Source organism: Clostridium kluyveri DSM 555 (assembly GCF_000016505.1).
Taxonomy (GTDB): Bacteria; Bacillota; Clostridia; order Clostridiales; family Clostridiaceae; genus Clostridium_B; species Clostridium_B kluyveri.
This window is the reverse complement of record NC_009706.1, coordinates 1,964,346-1,978,121: the sequence shown is the minus strand read 5'-3', so window position 1 is coordinate 1,978,121 and position 13,776 is coordinate 1,964,346. Positions and strand designations below refer to the sequence as shown.

Annotated in this window: 23 protein-coding genes; 21 read left to right on the top strand and 2 right to left on the bottom strand. The window is 33.2% G+C overall.

Annotation, left to right across the window (positions count from 1 at the left end; translation table 11 throughout):
- Positions 1–4: 4 nt before the first annotated feature.
- The 14 genes from CKL_RS09275 (at position 5) to CKL_RS09225 (ending at position 5,234) form a co-directional block, all read left to right on the top strand.
- A complete protein-coding gene (locus CKL_RS09275) occupies positions 5–421 on the top strand; it encodes a DUF1064 domain-containing protein (RefSeq protein ID WP_012102282.1) in 417 nt (138 codons plus the stop codon).
- On the top strand, positions 414–896 hold the full coding sequence (locus tag CKL_RS09270) for a putative metallopeptidase (protein WP_012102281.1): 483 nt from the start codon (positions 414–416) through the stop codon (positions 894–896). The genes CKL_RS09275 and CKL_RS09270 overlap by 8 nt, the downstream gene beginning before the upstream one ends.
- An 18-nt stretch (positions 897–914) precedes the next feature.
- Positions 915–1,040, top strand: a complete 126-nt coding sequence (locus CKL_RS21535) for a hypothetical protein (protein ID WP_278184159.1) — start codon at positions 915–917, stop codon at positions 1,038–1,040.
- A 14-nt stretch (positions 1,041–1,054) separates the two neighbouring features.
- The gene (locus tag CKL_RS20690; RefSeq protein ID WP_155814024.1) at positions 1,055–1,198 is read left to right on the top strand and encodes a hypothetical protein; all 144 of its coding nucleotides are present in this window, start codon (positions 1,055–1,057) and stop codon (positions 1,196–1,198) included.
- Positions 1,195–1,524, top strand: coding sequence for a MazG-like family protein (locus CKL_RS09265; RefSeq protein WP_012620541.1), 330 nt, complete (start codon positions 1,195–1,197; stop codon positions 1,522–1,524). Before CKL_RS20690 ends, CKL_RS09265 begins: the two co-directional genes overlap by 4 nt.
- An 8-nt stretch (positions 1,525–1,532) precedes the next feature.
- The gene (locus tag CKL_RS09260) at positions 1,533–1,844 is read left to right on the top strand and encodes a hypothetical protein (RefSeq protein WP_012102279.1); all 312 of its coding nucleotides are present in this window, start codon (positions 1,533–1,535) and stop codon (positions 1,842–1,844) included.
- A gap of 163 nt (positions 1,845–2,007) precedes the next feature.
- Positions 2,008–2,325, top strand: coding sequence for a hypothetical protein (locus CKL_RS09255; RefSeq protein ID WP_012102278.1), 318 nt, complete (start codon positions 2,008–2,010; stop codon positions 2,323–2,325).
- Positions 2,326–2,703: a DnaJ domain-containing protein gene (locus CKL_RS09250; RefSeq protein WP_012102277.1), complete on the top strand. Its 378-nt coding sequence runs from the start codon at positions 2,326–2,328 to the stop codon at positions 2,701–2,703.
- 23 nt (positions 2,704–2,726) lie between these two features.
- On the top strand, positions 2,727–2,888 hold the full coding sequence (locus CKL_RS20685; RefSeq protein WP_155814023.1) for a hypothetical protein: 162 nt from the start codon (positions 2,727–2,729) through the stop codon (positions 2,886–2,888).
- Positions 2,889–2,910: 22 nt separating this feature from the next.
- The gene (locus CKL_RS09245; protein ID WP_012102276.1) at positions 2,911–3,111 is read left to right on the top strand and encodes a hypothetical protein; all 201 of its coding nucleotides are present in this window, start codon (positions 2,911–2,913) and stop codon (positions 3,109–3,111) included.
- 24 nt (positions 3,112–3,135) lie between these two features.
- Complete coding sequence (locus CKL_RS09240; protein WP_012102275.1) at positions 3,136–3,750, top strand: hypothetical protein; 615 nt, start codon at positions 3,136–3,138, stop codon at positions 3,748–3,750.
- A 48-nt stretch (positions 3,751–3,798) separates the two neighbouring features.
- Positions 3,799–4,254 carry a hypothetical protein gene (locus CKL_RS09235; protein WP_012102274.1) on the top strand — a complete coding sequence of 152 codons (456 nt, stop codon included), beginning with the start codon at positions 3,799–3,801 and terminating at the stop codon, positions 4,252–4,254.
- 130 nt (positions 4,255–4,384) lie between these two features.
- A complete protein-coding gene (locus CKL_RS09230; protein WP_012620539.1) occupies positions 4,385–4,831 on the top strand; it encodes a helix-turn-helix transcriptional regulator in 447 nt (148 codons plus the stop codon).
- 118 nt (positions 4,832–4,949) lie between these two features.
- Entirely contained in the window at positions 4,950–5,234 is a 285-nt protein-coding gene (locus CKL_RS09225; protein ID WP_012102272.1) for a hypothetical protein, read from the top strand.
- A 395-nt stretch (positions 5,235–5,629) separates the two neighbouring features.
- Here CKL_RS09225 and CKL_RS09220 read toward each other — a convergent pair whose 3' ends face one another.
- Positions 5,630–5,920: a hypothetical protein gene (locus CKL_RS09220; protein WP_012102271.1), complete on the bottom strand. Its 291-nt coding sequence runs from the start codon at positions 5,918–5,920 to the stop codon at positions 5,630–5,632.
- Between the two features lie 245 nt (positions 5,921–6,165).
- Here CKL_RS09220 and CKL_RS20680 point away from each other — a divergent pair, with 245 nt between their 5' ends.
- Positions 6,166–6,327, top strand: coding sequence for a hypothetical protein (locus CKL_RS20680; protein WP_172634758.1), 162 nt, complete (start codon positions 6,166–6,168; stop codon positions 6,325–6,327).
- Positions 6,328–6,334: 7 nt separating this feature from the next.
- Positions 6,335–6,490 carry a hypothetical protein gene (locus CKL_RS20675; protein WP_172634757.1) on the top strand — a complete coding sequence of 52 codons (156 nt, stop codon included), beginning with the start codon at positions 6,335–6,337 and terminating at the stop codon, positions 6,488–6,490.
- On the opposite strand, the gene CKL_RS09215 is transcribed toward CKL_RS20675, so the two are convergent.
- Positions 6,487–6,714 (bottom strand): DUF2188 domain-containing protein, encoded by a 228-nt coding sequence (locus CKL_RS09215; protein WP_172634756.1) that lies wholly within the window; start codon positions 6,712–6,714, stop codon positions 6,487–6,489. The genes CKL_RS20675 and CKL_RS09215 overlap by 4 nt on opposite strands.
- A gap of 117 nt (positions 6,715–6,831) precedes the next feature.
- Between CKL_RS09215 and CKL_RS09210 the strand changes: the two genes are divergently transcribed.
- From CKL_RS09210 to CKL_RS09190, 5 genes are all read left to right on the top strand, one after another.
- On the top strand, positions 6,832–8,814 hold the full coding sequence (locus CKL_RS09210) for an NACHT domain-containing protein (RefSeq protein WP_012102269.1): 1,983 nt from the start codon (positions 6,832–6,834) through the stop codon (positions 8,812–8,814).
- A gap of 78 nt (positions 8,815–8,892) precedes the next feature.
- Positions 8,893–9,675, top strand: a complete 783-nt coding sequence (terS, locus tag CKL_RS09205; RefSeq protein ID WP_012102268.1) for a phage terminase small subunit — start codon at positions 8,893–8,895, stop codon at positions 9,673–9,675.
- On the top strand, positions 9,665–10,936 hold the full coding sequence (locus CKL_RS09200; protein WP_012102266.1) for a PBSX family phage terminase large subunit: 1,272 nt from the start codon (positions 9,665–9,667) through the stop codon (positions 10,934–10,936). The genes terS and CKL_RS09200 overlap by 11 nt, the downstream gene beginning before the upstream one ends.
- Complete coding sequence (locus tag CKL_RS09195) at positions 10,927–12,447, top strand: phage portal protein (protein ID WP_012102265.1); 1,521 nt, start codon at positions 10,927–10,929, stop codon at positions 12,445–12,447. The genes CKL_RS09200 and CKL_RS09195 overlap by 10 nt, the downstream gene beginning before the upstream one ends.
- Positions 12,440–13,771 carry a hypothetical protein gene (locus CKL_RS09190; RefSeq protein WP_012102264.1) on the top strand — a complete coding sequence of 444 codons (1,332 nt, stop codon included), beginning with the start codon at positions 12,440–12,442 and terminating at the stop codon, positions 13,769–13,771. Before CKL_RS09195 ends, CKL_RS09190 begins: the two co-directional genes overlap by 8 nt.
- The last annotated feature ends 5 nt before the right edge of the window (positions 13,772–13,776 follow it).

Here is a 13,776-nt window from a genome sequence, read left to right as displayed (position 1 = left end):
TGGCATGAGAAGTAAATATAATGCTAAAAAATCAATGGTTGACGGAATAACCTTTGATTCTAAAGATGAAGCCAGGTATTATGAATATCTGAAAAAACTTAAGGCCAAAGGTGAAATAGAAAATTTTGAATTGCAGCCTAAGTTTACTCTTATACCGGCTTTTGAATATAAGGGCAAAAAGGAAAGACCGGCTACGTATACTTTGGATTTTTTAATATACAACCTTGATGGTACGGAAACTTATATTGATGTTAAGGGTGATAGTACACCACAAGGAGAGCTTAAATTTAAAATGCTTAAATATCTTCATCCAACTATGGATTTCAGGTGGGTTTCAAGAAGCCTGAAGTACAGTGAAAGTGGCTGGATAGACTTCAAGGAGTTGAAGAAAAGAAGAAGGGAGAGTAAGAAAAATGCCTAGAATAAAGATAATTGATGACCGCACTGGACATGTGAGAGAAATAGAATGTTCGGGATTTAATTTGCAGTATGTTCAGTCCACTGGAAATGGGGTAATACAAAAGATAAGAGAATTGAATAACGGAAAATATGATTCTAGACATTGGATAAAGAATGAATTCTATGCTCCTCTAGCTCAAAAAATAAAAGACAAGTTCAAAGAGAAGGTTCCTGAATTTACAAGTGTAAATATAAATAAGATTTTATTCATTGAGGATACGGACTATATGGGAGATGAATTAAAGCGTGATGATGATGTCATGTGGATTAAGAAAGCTCCAAAGCAGCTTACAATTCTTACAGGTTATGAATTCATCATTGAAAGCAGAGAATTCTGGACGGAGAGAATCTCTAAAGAACAGATAATTGCGTTGATTTATAGCTGCCTAAAGCAAATAGATGGGGACAAACTAAGAACACCTGATGTAAAAGGATAGAAAGAGATAATAGGGACCATGGGTTATGGATGGGAAACTACCATGAGTCCAATACCTAACATACTTGATGGGTTTGATGATAGTGATTTCAGTATGCTTAAAAAGGCAGATAGGCAAGTAAGTATATTTGATAAAGCTAATTGAAAGAAGTGTGATGTATGGATAAATCCAAGAAGGAACAAATAGATAGACTAGAAAAGAGCTTGCAATGCCTAAAAGAAAAGCTATTACCAGATAGGCCAGAACAGTATAAAGCTATGGCTTCTGGATATATAAGACAAATTGAAGAATTGAGAAGGTGAACACATTGAAACTAAAGCTAATGGTGCTTAGAAAACTAATAGACCGCAAAGGTAATAAAATAGACCACAGGACAATGACCTGGCAGGATTGGAAAAAGAAAGTTTTGGAGGAAGCAGGAGAGCTGTGTGAAGCTCTCTCCTCTGGAGATAAGAAAAAGATAATGGAAGAGGTGCTGGACGTTATTCAGGTGGGTATAGGAATCTTGGCCAAGCTTTTTAGAGAGAATTTTGACATAGTCCAGGGATTCCATAGGCATAATAAAAAGTTGGTTGACAGGGGTTGTGAGGCTTGTGCAGAGGTTAATTTTAATGCAAGTAGGAAGTAGGTGTAAATATGGAGTTAAAAAACGTCTTATTCATATACCATGATATGGATAAAGATATCAATAATTCTTTAAAAAAGCATATAGCTGATGAATCAAGTTTAAGTATAGATGAAATGAAATTTAAAGACATTGCAACACCAGACAATGTAATGTCTATTGAAAATGGCTTTGAATTTATATGGGATGATGAAATAGGAGGGACTGTAAGAATTACATTTGGGGAGCTTGGTGGTCAACATATTTGTATAGAGGCTGAATATTCCTGGGATGCTGTTCAATTGTATGGATTAATTGATCAGTGGCTAGAAGTTGATTCGTGATACAAATACTTTGTAATAAAACTAAACACCGGGGATAAATAATCCCCGGCATAAGGATTAATTATGTTACACATACATTAAAACATAATTACATAATGGAACACAAAGATAGTATGTGCAAAATTGGATTTATTATACATGGGAATTTAAAGAAGGTGAGTAGATGACTATAATAAAAACTATTCAGCAGCAGAGAATATTGAAAAAAATTAGAATTAAATATAATCCAAATAAGAGAATTCAGTATGTATTTGTTTTTAGAAATAAAGGATATTATTTTAAGAATATAAAGGAAACATATCTTGGGTTATTCAAACTTATTTTATCTGTTGTTGGAGTTATAATTACAGCACCATTTTTAATTATATGGGGTATAAAAGGGTGTTTGACAAGTTTGTTACCATATAGCTTGGTTTATACTAGAAAGCATCTAAAGGATGATCCTTTGGTTGTAAGCGTTAAATTGAAGGAAGGTGATTAGATGAATGCCAATGAAGCCTTTAAGGTTTTAGGAATGGAAAAAAAGTTTCCGATATCAGAAGAACAGCTTTCAAAAGCATATAGAGCTAAAGCAAAAGAGGTTCATCCTGATATTACAGGGAAAGATGAAGAAATGAAAAAAGTTAATGAGGCTCATGAATGGTTAAAAAATAATTTAGCAAAAGTCAATAAAGCAAATACACCCAATGAAGCAAATACAAAAAATGAAAGTGGAAATAATCTTAACATATTAGATATTGCAGCAGATGATTTTGTTAAGCGTTATGAAATGGCCTTTACAAGAGAAATGAAAAGGAAAACCATATATGATTTTTTAAATACGGTAGATAAGATAAAGCTTTTTAGAAATGTTAAATAGATGATTATGGAAAAGGTGAGTAGATGGAACATTTAATAAAATTAGGGTATGTGTTTTTGGGAGCATGGGTTCTGTTGAGTATAGTTGGGATAATAGGCCTTTATGTAGTTGTTAGGAATTGCAGGAAGGAAAGTGCTAAGAGTTATAAGAATTTTAAAAAGGAATGGGACAGGCATGGGAGGTAAATAAGTTAAGGAGGAATAGCTTATGTGCCAATATTGTGACGGTGAATATGGAAAAAGCATTCTTGTAAATAAAAGCCCTGACAGTAAAGAAACACAACCTAATGAAGCTGTAATATTTCAACTGAAAGGTGATAAACCTAGAATAGTATTATTTAGGCATAGACTTGCACAAGGACATTTTAAGATAAAGTATTGTCCTATATGCGGTAGAAAGTTAGTTTAAAAAGAATGGGCATGGAGGGATTGTATGGAAGTAATGGCAGAACGTAAACATATAGATTTGACCAAACACTGCAAAACGAGATATGTAGAAAGAGTGAAAGGTATAACTGGTAACTTTGCTGTCCAGGAATATGTGGCAGCCAATAATGAACGTATAATACAGGATGTAAATAAGATATTTACTTATTCTGATTTCTTAATAGAGGACCGGATTGGTGAGGATAAGGTAGTCAGGAGATTTTACGTGAAGGATGATATACTCCTTGTTTTGAGTAAAGATGAATCAGTAATTGTTACACTTATTAAAGTAGACTTTGGGTTCCCTGGGAAAACCAATAGAAATATTGTTAAGGATCTTCTGATGGAAATAAATTTACTGAAGGAAGATTTAGAAGAAAGTGAAAGATCCATAGTCGATTATGTAAATGCCAAAACTCTGGAAAGAGAAAGGTATTTTGATAAAATCCAATTGCTGCAGGAAGAAATTAATTCTCTTAACCTAACCATAAAACAAATTGATGTTGATATAGAGAAGAAAAAGGAAAGTACTAAGGTTCCGAAGCTTAAAATAAAAGAATATGTCAATATGATTTGTAATTCCAGGGCTTTTAAGGATGATTTGAAGCAGATGGGTAAGTGAGGGGTTAGAAATTAGACATAATTAAATAAGTACATGGGAGGGAACTGTATGTTGGACAAAGAAACATTTAAAAGAACAGAAGGTAAGCTGTATGGCTATTTTAGGGATTTGAAAGAGATGGAAGCTTTGGAATTGGAATGTAAAGACCTGCAGGATCAGGAGGAAAGTATCCAGTGGGATATAAAGCACTCGAGTGAAAAGGAAGATGCAAAAGAAATTAAGGAGCTTAAGAGTGAACTAAAATATGTAAATAGAAAATTCCGTAAGAATATGTCCAGGATAAGGCAGTTAAAAAGAAATACAGCTCTGTTGAAGAAAGTCCTGACAGTCCCTCCACTATCAGAAGAAATTATGCAATTTATTATTTATAAGTACAAGCTAAACAAGGGTGTTGGGTGGATAGCAAATGAAATGTATGGTGGCGTGAGAAGCACTGCCTATAGGTGGCGAGAGGATATACTGGAGGATATTGTTAAGTGGGAAGGGGTGTATGGTAATAGCTGAAAAATAATGCTGTTGCCTTTTTTAATCTTAAAAAATCTTGAGACAAAAATAGGACAAAAATGAGACAAATTTGAGACAAAAATAGGACAAAGTTGGGACAAAATACATTAAGAAATAGTATATAATATAAATGAAATTCAAAGAATTCAATTTGGTAAAAATAAAACATGTCCACTTTTATGGTTTGGGTGAACTATATTCTTTTTTAGGAGCTGATGATTTGAGAGCTGTGTTAAATAAAGAAGAAGTTAAGATTTTGTATTTAGATGGGTTAACAGCCCCTGAGATTGCTAGAAAATTAAATATTAAAAAAGATACTGTAGAAAAATGCATCCAAAGAAATTTTAGTAATTTAAAATGTGAACATAGGGTTGCCTTAACATGTAGACGAGAGGTGGTAAAGGCAGTTAACTATGAAGCAAATAAATATATAGGTGATAGTGCGTTTGTAAAAAAGAATAGGTCTATATATAAAACGAATCCTGACGGGGATATAGTAATAAATAAAGAGGTTGCTCCTGTAGTTACATGGGACACTCCGAGAAGATTGGCAAATGAAAATAAAGTTAAATTTTAATTTTAATACCCTCTTAAAATAAACCTCTGGCTCCAGGGTTAAATGGGGCCTTGCTTTTACTCAAAGGAAATAGTACTATATATTAGGATAATATTAAAGAGGATGTATGGGGGAAAATATGGACATTTCTTTTGAGAAAGCATGTAATATCATAGATAATAATAAAATAGAGAGAGTATTCTGCATAGAAGATTTCAAGGAAGAAGATTGGGGAAAACCCAAAAGTAAAGGTGTAGCAGAATCAACGATTACACTTTTCGAGTGTGGGTGTGACGTTGGCGTAAAGTCTATTGCTCCAATGGTCACGATAACGGAAGATGGAGTTTTGGATATTAGTTTTACGAATAAAGAATTGATTTTTAATTTTAATGGTGGCATGAAATATAGAATTATTCTTTCTTAAGTATACAGGTTTGGCTATAGCCTAAAGTATAGCTACCAATGCGGGAAACCGCAAATAAAATAAAACTATATATGTGTATGTCAGAGATAGGCACTGTTAATGCAGTGTCTATTTTGCATTGTTTACAAATAGTTGTCACATAGGACATTGGATTGTAACAAGTAATGTATATAATAAAAAAATGGCTTATAAATTAGGTTCCCACCAAATGTAAATTTAAGTCTGTGTCTGTGGTTGCAGGGCACTTAAAACTTAAAATGCAACCGCCAGAAATTGATGTATCAAGATTCTATCCTTAAAAAATAATATTATTAAAATAAGCACTCATTATTTAGGGTGCTTATTTTTTATAATGATTAAATTAAGTATATTTATAAAGTGTAAAATATTTTTTATTACCAATACCAGTCGTCGTAGAAAAATATTAATGGCCAAAGAGGGAACCCACGTCTATGCCTTCTGCGTCTACGCCTACGTCTTCTACGACGTCTTTGTCTATATCCGGGATTGAAGTCATCATCAAAATTTTCATCAAAGTCTTTATCATAAGGATCTACATCTATATATTCATCTTGGATTGGTCCAGTATAGGGCATTGAGCAGTATGGGCAATACATGGAAGCTCCAAAGTCATAAGAATTTTCAACTTTGTCATTGGAGTTGTCATTAGAATCATTGATACTCATAGGTACCTCCGTAAGTTTGTTTACAATGTCATACTATGAGTAAAATATCAAATCTGTGAATAAGAGTTGAGAATCATTAGAGAGTGTATAAATATTAAAGTTAGAGCATATATATGAATATAAGTGTAACTAACCTCCAGATAGTTACTTGCTATGAGTATATCTGTTTAACATATCTCCTTTTTACACTAATATTTAAATTTCAGATATACTCTTCTTACGTAAAAAAGAAATAGGTGAGAGGTATGAAGATAAGAGAAATCTTAAAAGAAAAGCTTAACCAGGATAGAAAACTAAATAAAGACAAACCAGGGAGAGGCGAATACCTCTCCTTTTCTGATATAGAAAAATTGATACGGCATGAGTGCTACAGGAGGGTCAAGGGTGCTGTTAGGAGGGTGAGGTGAGAATATAATGGAGAGTATAGATGTGTTATCAGATAAATATACTAAAATAGTTGTTGAAACTGACGAAGAAAATCATACAACCATAGCTGAAATAACAAATGAAGATGCTGACGCAGCTAGTGGTTATAGGATAAGGCTAACTCCTAATTATGATAGAAATTAACCTTTTGGTGGAAAAGGATCATGTCTGTGGCTATCCTTGGATTGGATTTTATTATCCTTTCCATGGATAACTAATTCTGAATCTTGATTATTGGCTATTTTCCTAGCAATATTAACAGCTTCTTGTTTGGTGTTGGTAATTTTAGTTGCTTTAGAATTGCCTTCACCTTTTACATTCCAAGTGTTATCATCTTTATTATAAGTAACATGTTGATTTTTACCCACAGCAATCACCTCCTTCAATACCAATATTCAACATAAAATGTTAAATTCCTCTAAAATTTAGGAGGAATTTTGGGTTATTTTGTAGAAGGTTAATACAAACAAGGGGGTAAGCAATGTATGGAAGAATTTACAAAGATAGCAGTTACTGCTGGTATAAGTGAAATGATAAAATTAGTTATAAGTACATATATAAAGCCGCGGCTAGAACTACTAAATATTAATAATAAATTGGGCTTTGAAGATAAATTTAATGAATATATGGAGCGTTCGTATAATAGCAATTTATATATGAATACTATTGCTTTTAAAAATCAGCAAAAGACTATAGATGATTTATACATACCATTAAATGTATCAAAATGTTCAACAAATAATAAAGATAATGTTAGAATTTGTATAGATAGATATCATGATAATTTTGTACCACATTATAGCAAAGTTTTATTGGTAGATAGTGCTGGAATGGGGAAATCAACTATATTAAAATATTTATATCTGAGTATTATAAAAGAAAATAAGGGTATTCCGGTGTTAATAGAACTAAGAAAATTAAAAGTAGATACTTCTATAATTGATTTTATTGTTAGTGAAATTAATGGCATAAAAGAATATTTTAGTAAAAAGGAGATTTTAGATTTAATTGAAGAAGGTGGTTTCGTGTTTTTCTTTGATGGATATGATGAGATAATAGATGAAAACAAGAAAGAAGTTACAGAAAATCTACAAAATTTCATATCAAAAACTTCAACTACAAAAAATTTGAGTAATAATTTTGTGATATCATCTAGAGATGAAAATGCTCTCAGTTGTTTTTCAGATTTTCAAAGGTTTGATATAAAAGCATTAACTAAAAAGGAAGCATACGAATTAATTTGTAAATATGACAATAATGGAGAACTATCAAAAGAATTAATAAGAAGTCTTAATGGTGAAGAAAATTTAAGAATAATTGATGAATTTTTGGTAAATCCTTTAATGGTTTCATTACTTTATATAGCTTTTCAATATAAAAGGGTAGTTCCTTACAAAAAACAAATATTTTATAGGCAAGTATATGATGCTTTATTTCAGGATCATGATAGAACTAAAGGAGGAGCCTATGTACATCCTAAAAATAGCAAACTTGATATAGAGGATTTTCATAGGGTGCTTAGAATATTAGGATTTATTACATTAAGCAAAGGGATAAGTTATTGCAAGGAGGAGCTTATTAAAATAGTAAATAAAGCGAAATCAATGGCGGTAGGAATACAGTTTAAAGCAAATGATTTCATTTATGATATTGTTCATGCTGTTCCGATATTTATAAAAGATGGCGTTGAATATAGATGGATTCACAAGTCATTTCAAGAATATTTTGCGGCGAGTTATATTTGCTATGATTCAAAGGAGAAACAAGATGTGTATTTATGGACAATGATACAAGGAGAAAAAATATCTAAGTATTATAATGTATTAGATTTTTGTTATGATATAGATTATAAGGAGTTTAGAAAAGCAATAGTTTATCCAATTATAAAAGAGTTTATTGAATATTATGATAGTTCGTATACAGACAAAAAATATGAGAGTTATGATAGACGAGTGTTGGATATAAGAAAAAATATAAATTTTATTTATGATGAAGTTTATATAGGATTTTTTGATAAAGATAAATCGGGAAAAAGGTATATAAGCAGTGATATTTTTGAACAATGGGATAAGTCTAGGTTAAGTAAACGTCGCATTATACACACTAAGTATTTTAATATGGCAATTGGATGCTATAGCAAAGATAAAGATTTGGATGTGCTGATAGATTTATTGACTAGCAAAAATTCTTCTATAGTAAAGAGGGTTAGAAGTGAAGATGATTTAATTGATTTATATAGATCTGTTGAAAGTTTTGATAGTGATAAATATATATTAAGTATAGAAAATGAAAATACCACAAATGAAGAAGAAACTTTTGGTCTGCTTAATGAATTTTTAATTGTTTTCAACCATAGTAATAAGATTAATCTATCACGTGAAAAATATATATTCAATTACGATGAATGTGTTAAACTGAAGAATCAAATTGAAGAAGAATCTAGTTTTGAAGAAGATATATTTTTATAGTATTCAAAGAGCCCCCCAACAGGGCTCTTTCTTCATCCCCCAAACAAAACGAATGAGGCAGGTGGTGACAATGTAGAGATGCCGAGACAGAGAAGCCCGAACCGGGATAAAGCTAAACAAATGTACTTAGAATCGGGTAAAACACTATTATGTAAGGATATAGCAAAGGTTTTAAATGTTTCCGAAAGTCAGGTTAGAAATTGGAAAGCTCAGGATAATTGGGACAATAAAAATAAAGTTGCGCAATCAAACGGGAATAGTTGCGCAACTAAACGAAAAAAGGGCGGCCAACCACAAAATAAGAATTCAAAAGGTCATGTGAGCAGCGTACCAAAGGGAAACAAAAACGCTGAATCCCATGGCTTTTTTTCTAAGATTTTTCCGCCTGAAACAATGGAGGTGGTGCAGGATATTATGATTAAAAATCCTTTGGATATGCTCTGGGAAAATATAATAATTCAATATACGGCCATAGCAAGGTCTCAGAGAATTATGGATGTTAAGAGTAAAGAGGAAATGATTAAGGAACTTAAAAAGTCCAAGGTTAAGACTAAAGATAGAAGCACGCAGAAAACTTCCACTAATGAATCAGAAAAAGAATTTGAATATGAGTTCCAATTTGCATGGGACAGACAAGCCACATTCCTTAAAGCTCAATCAAGGGCTATGGCAGAGTTAAGGAGCCTTATCAAGCAACATGATGAGATGGTTCATAACAACCCAGACATGGCAACAGAAGAACAGAGGTTGAGGATGGAAAAGCTTAGGGCTGAGGTGGAGAAGGTTAAAAATCCTGATAAGGATAAAGGAAATGATGGAGTATTAAAAGAGATGCTGGAAGGTTTGAAAAATGAGTTATAAATATTCTCCTAAACAAAAGGATGTTGTGAAGAAATTATTAAATAATCAAATGGGCTTTATTAATATTCTTGAAGGAAGTGTAAGGAGTGGTAAAACATTTATAGTAAATCTAGCATGGACTTTATTTATACTGAATTCTCCGTATGATAAATTTCTCATGTCAGGTGAAAGCACTGATTCATTATATAGAAATGTTATAGGAGATATGATATATATTCTTGGCCAAAATAAAGCGTCTTATCAGGATAGTTCTAAAGGTGGAGCCCAACTTATAATAAATTATGATGGCAGAACAAAAATATGTTACTGCAGAGGAGGCTCCAAAGCAAATGACGAGGGGAAGATAAGAGGTATCACTATTGGTGGATGGATGGCTGATGAAATAACGCTGCATCATGAGAGTTTCGTTAAACAAGCATTATCAAGAATGAGTTTAAAAGGCGCAAAGGCTTTTTGGACAACTAATCCAGATAGTCCTTATCACTATATAAGAACTGAATATATTGATAAGTGCAAGGAGAATGAATATTGCCATTGGCACTTTGATTTAGATGATAATTTAACTTTAAGTGAGGAATATAAGGAAAATATAAAAAAAGCTTATTCGGGATTATTTTATGATCGATTTATCAAAGGGTTATGGGTAATGGCAGATGGAGTTATATACCCTGGATTTGATGAGAAAAAGCATTGTATATCAATAGATGAGGTTCCTAGAGACAATTTAATATTTTATATCCCATGCGATTATGGGATAACAAATCCCCACGTGTATTTGAAAGCCGCAGTTAGGTTGTATGAACATATACCACATATATTCATAGTTGATGAATATTATAACAAAGGTGATGGCGGTAGCCCTAAGACAGATAATTTATTCCTATCGGATTACAAAGATTTTGCTAAAGGTATAAAACCTAGAAACGTAATAATAGACCCATCAGCTACATCACTAATTAACTTATTTAGACAAGATGGAATATCCGTACTTGAAGCAGATAATACCGTAATAGATGGAATAAGTAATGTAACGACATGGCTCAATGATGAAAGAATTCATATAGTTAAGAACAGGTGTCCTAATCTCATAAAAGAATTTGAGTCTTATATATGGGATGATAAAGCACAAAAACATGGTGAGGATAAACCATTAAAGCAGAATGACCATGCTATGGATGCACTTAGATATTTAATCCAAACATTGTATCCAGTATCAAGTAGTGATTTATCTTTATTGAAAGGGGTGAGAATATGGGGTTAAAGTCTTTTATTAAAAGTGTAAAATTGAAACTGCTGAATCCGAAAGGTGAGCAGATGCGTATATCTGGTGGAGCTGCTACATCAACATATCAATTGGATAGTTCACAGGTGGATTATGAACTTGCAAGGCAATTATATCAGAATAATAATGACGACTATAAATTGGGTGCTCCTTTTGTAAGACCTATAATAAATTCCACTGTAGGTTTTATGGGGGTACCTCACTTTGACTGTGCAGATGAATCAGCACAGGAGATTCTTGATGATTTTATTCTTGATAATACCTCGCAGATGCTTAAGACACATACTGATGCCTTGAAACTTGGTGACAGCTATGTATGGATTACAAGGGAAGAGGTTGCCAATCCACTATACCCCGATAAACCTAATAGATTGGTTTATAATTTTATCCCTCCAGAGCAAATTAAGGATATATTACTTGACCCTACCACAGGGGAACCAACCGCATATATTTTAAAAAGCCATCAGGAATGGCAGGACATAGAGGGCAATAAATTTAAATGTGATATCACTCAAGCCATAACAGCTACTGAAAGGACTATACAAATAACAGGAGATACTCCAGAAGGTATACAAGCAGGTACAATACCTAATCCTTGGGGTTTCATTCCTATAGTGCATTTTAAAAATGAACCTGATGAAACACTAAAGTATGGGCAGAGTGATATTGAACCTATAGAACCATTACTAAAAGCCTATCATGATGTTATGCTTCATGCATTAAAGGGAAGCAAAATGCATAGTACTCCTAAATTGAAGATGAAACTTAAGGATGTTAAAAGTTTCTTGGCCAATAATTTTGGAGTTGAAGATCCAGTAAAGTTTGCAAAAGATGGTGGAAAAATAAACTTAGATGGACATGAGGTCTTATTTATGGCATCTGATGAAGATGCAGGATTTGTAGAGGTTAATAGTGCCACAGGTGATGCAAAGGTACTGTTAAGCCTCTTATTTTATTGTATTGTTGATGTTAGTGAAGTCCCTGAATTTGTATTTGGGGTACATACTCCAAGTGCTCTTGCCAGTGTAAAAGAGCAGATGCCTATAATGGCCAATAAGATAAGGCGTAAGAGGGAACAATTCACTGAACAATGGCGTATACTTGCAAGGATGGTACTCATAATGTCTGCTCAATCTGCAGGTGGTAATTTTGCAAGTTATGATGTTACCTTGGGGTGGGATGAAGTCACTCCTAAGGATAATAAGGAAAGTGCTGAAACTCTTAACTATATTGCAACTGCCCTTGAAACTGCGATTACAGGAGGATTTATTTCAGTGGAATCTGCTGCTAATTTCCTTTCAGGGTATGTTGATACCATGAGTGATTACATATCTAGTGATGAGGGTATAGTTGGTGAAAGGGAAAAGATAATTAAAGATAAGATGCTCAACTTTAGGATGCAGGATTCAGGCGGCCTTGATGATGAAAAGAAAAAGCTTGATGATGAAATAAATAATTTAAGTACTCAGGAGGGTACTGTAAATGAGTAAGGAAATAGACGATCTTAAAAAGACAGCAGGTGATTACAAAACATGGGCACTTAAGGCCAGAAGTAAGTATATAGACCTGAGACTTAACAATGAAACTGAAATAAGAGCATTGTATGTAAGACTTGTCCATGATATATCTAATGAGCTTAAAAAAGAAGGTACCTCTAAGATTAGGAGAAGACAACTGGAAACTCTCATTACTGCTCTTAAGAAACAGCAGGATAAACTGGAAGGCCAGCTCACTATGAATCTTGAAAAATATATCAAGGCAAATGCAGAAGCAGCTACAGAGTATGCAAAGGCCATAGATATTAAAGCAGTTCAGGAAGCTGGAGTATCTAAGGTATCTGCATCTAAGGTTAGAAATTTACATTTCAGTGCAAATCAACGAGCTATAGAAACCTGTTGGTCAAGAACTCATGAGGGTTTATACATTTCAGACAGGATATGGAGTAAATCAAAACATTACAGGGTCAATATGACTGAGATAATCCAGGGTGCAGTGGCTGAAGGGCAAGACTGTGTAAAGACTGCTAGGATGCTTGAGAAGTATGTAAAAACTGGCAAAAAAACATTGGCAAAACAGTATCCTAATATGATGGAAAGAATGGGAAGCAGGGTGCCAGAGGATATATGCTATGAATCTCTAAGACTTGCAAGAACCGAAATGACTGCTGCATACGGTGAAGCTACCATTCAAAGTGCTATGGTAAGCCCTTCATGCAGTGGAGTCAAATTTATACTATCAGGTTCACATCCCAAATATGATATATGCGACCATATATGTGGTGTTGATGAATACGGACTTGGAATTGGTTGTTACCCAGTTGATAAAGCTCCAGCATATCCCTTCCACCCGAATTGCCTCTGCGTAACACTTACAGTAAATGAAAACCCCAGTGATTTTGTTGACAGGCTTAAAAGGTGGAATAAGAATCCAGGAAGTGAACCAGGACTTGAAAGTTGGTATCAAAATATTTACAAGAAATCTTCCATGTATATTGATGATATCAGTAAAATACCTTATAATGGTATTAGGAGAATAGATAGCAAAGGTAAGATTCCGGCAGAAACTACACCTAATTCTATTATAGATAAGTTAAGTAAGGATGGCAAAGTTAATAATAGAACTATATATGACAATAAAGGGAAAATGAAAACACAAATAAATCCAACTAATCATGGAAATCCTAAGATGCACCCATATGGTAAAAACGGAGAACATGCACATGATATTATTTGGGAAAATGGAAAAATAGTTGGAAGACCTGCCAGAGAGTTAACTGAAAAGGAAAGGAAAATTCACAAGGATATATTGGAGTGATGTTT

Bases quoted from the DNA above. Each gene is read 5' to 3' on its own strand.
- CKL_RS09275 (WP_012102282.1), top strand. From the start codon at position 5: ATGAGAAGTAAATATAATGCTAAAAAATCAATGGTTGACGGAATAACC.
- CKL_RS09270 (WP_012102281.1), top strand. From the start codon at position 414: ATGCCTAGAATAAAGATAATTGATGACCGCACTGGACATGTGAGAGAA.
- CKL_RS21535 (WP_278184159.1), top strand. From the start codon at position 915: ATGGGTTATGGATGGGAAACTACCATGAGTCCAATACCTAACATACTT.
- CKL_RS20690 (WP_155814024.1), top strand. From the start codon at position 1,055: ATGGATAAATCCAAGAAGGAACAAATAGATAGACTAGAAAAGAGCTTG.
- CKL_RS09260 (WP_012102279.1), top strand. From the start codon at position 1,533: ATGGAGTTAAAAAACGTCTTATTCATATACCATGATATGGATAAAGAT.
- CKL_RS09255 (WP_012102278.1), top strand. From the start codon at position 2,008: ATGACTATAATAAAAACTATTCAGCAGCAGAGAATATTGAAAAAAATT.
- CKL_RS09250 (WP_012102277.1), top strand. From the start codon at position 2,326: ATGAATGCCAATGAAGCCTTTAAGGTTTTAGGAATGGAAAAAAAGTTT.
- CKL_RS20685 (WP_155814023.1), top strand. From the start codon at position 2,727: ATGGAACATTTAATAAAATTAGGGTATGTGTTTTTGGGAGCATGGGTT.
- CKL_RS09245 (WP_012102276.1), top strand. From the start codon at position 2,911: ATGTGCCAATATTGTGACGGTGAATATGGAAAAAGCATTCTTGTAAAT.
- CKL_RS09240 (WP_012102275.1), top strand. From the start codon at position 3,136: ATGGAAGTAATGGCAGAACGTAAACATATAGATTTGACCAAACACTGC.
- CKL_RS09235 (WP_012102274.1), top strand. From the start codon at position 3,799: ATGTTGGACAAAGAAACATTTAAAAGAACAGAAGGTAAGCTGTATGGC.
- CKL_RS09230 (WP_012620539.1), top strand. From the start codon at position 4,385: ATGAAATTCAAAGAATTCAATTTGGTAAAAATAAAACATGTCCACTTT.
- CKL_RS09225 (WP_012102272.1), top strand. From the start codon at position 4,950: ATGGACATTTCTTTTGAGAAAGCATGTAATATCATAGATAATAATAAA.
- CKL_RS09220 (WP_012102271.1), bottom strand. From the start codon at position 5,920: ATGAGTATCAATGATTCTAATGACAACTCCAATGACAAAGTTGAAAAT.
- CKL_RS20680 (WP_172634758.1), top strand. From the start codon at position 6,166: ATGAAGATAAGAGAAATCTTAAAAGAAAAGCTTAACCAGGATAGAAAA.
- CKL_RS20675 (WP_172634757.1), top strand. From the start codon at position 6,335: ATGGAGAGTATAGATGTGTTATCAGATAAATATACTAAAATAGTTGTT.
- CKL_RS09210 (WP_012102269.1), top strand. From the start codon at position 6,832: ATGGAAGAATTTACAAAGATAGCAGTTACTGCTGGTATAAGTGAAATG.
- terS (WP_012102268.1), top strand. From the start codon at position 8,893: ATGCCGAGACAGAGAAGCCCGAACCGGGATAAAGCTAAACAAATGTAC.
- CKL_RS09200 (WP_012102266.1), top strand. From the start codon at position 9,665: ATGAGTTATAAATATTCTCCTAAACAAAAGGATGTTGTGAAGAAATTA.
- CKL_RS09195 (WP_012102265.1), top strand. From the start codon at position 10,927: ATGGGGTTAAAGTCTTTTATTAAAAGTGTAAAATTGAAACTGCTGAAT.
- CKL_RS09190 (WP_012102264.1), top strand. From the start codon at position 12,440: ATGAGTAAGGAAATAGACGATCTTAAAAAGACAGCAGGTGATTACAAA.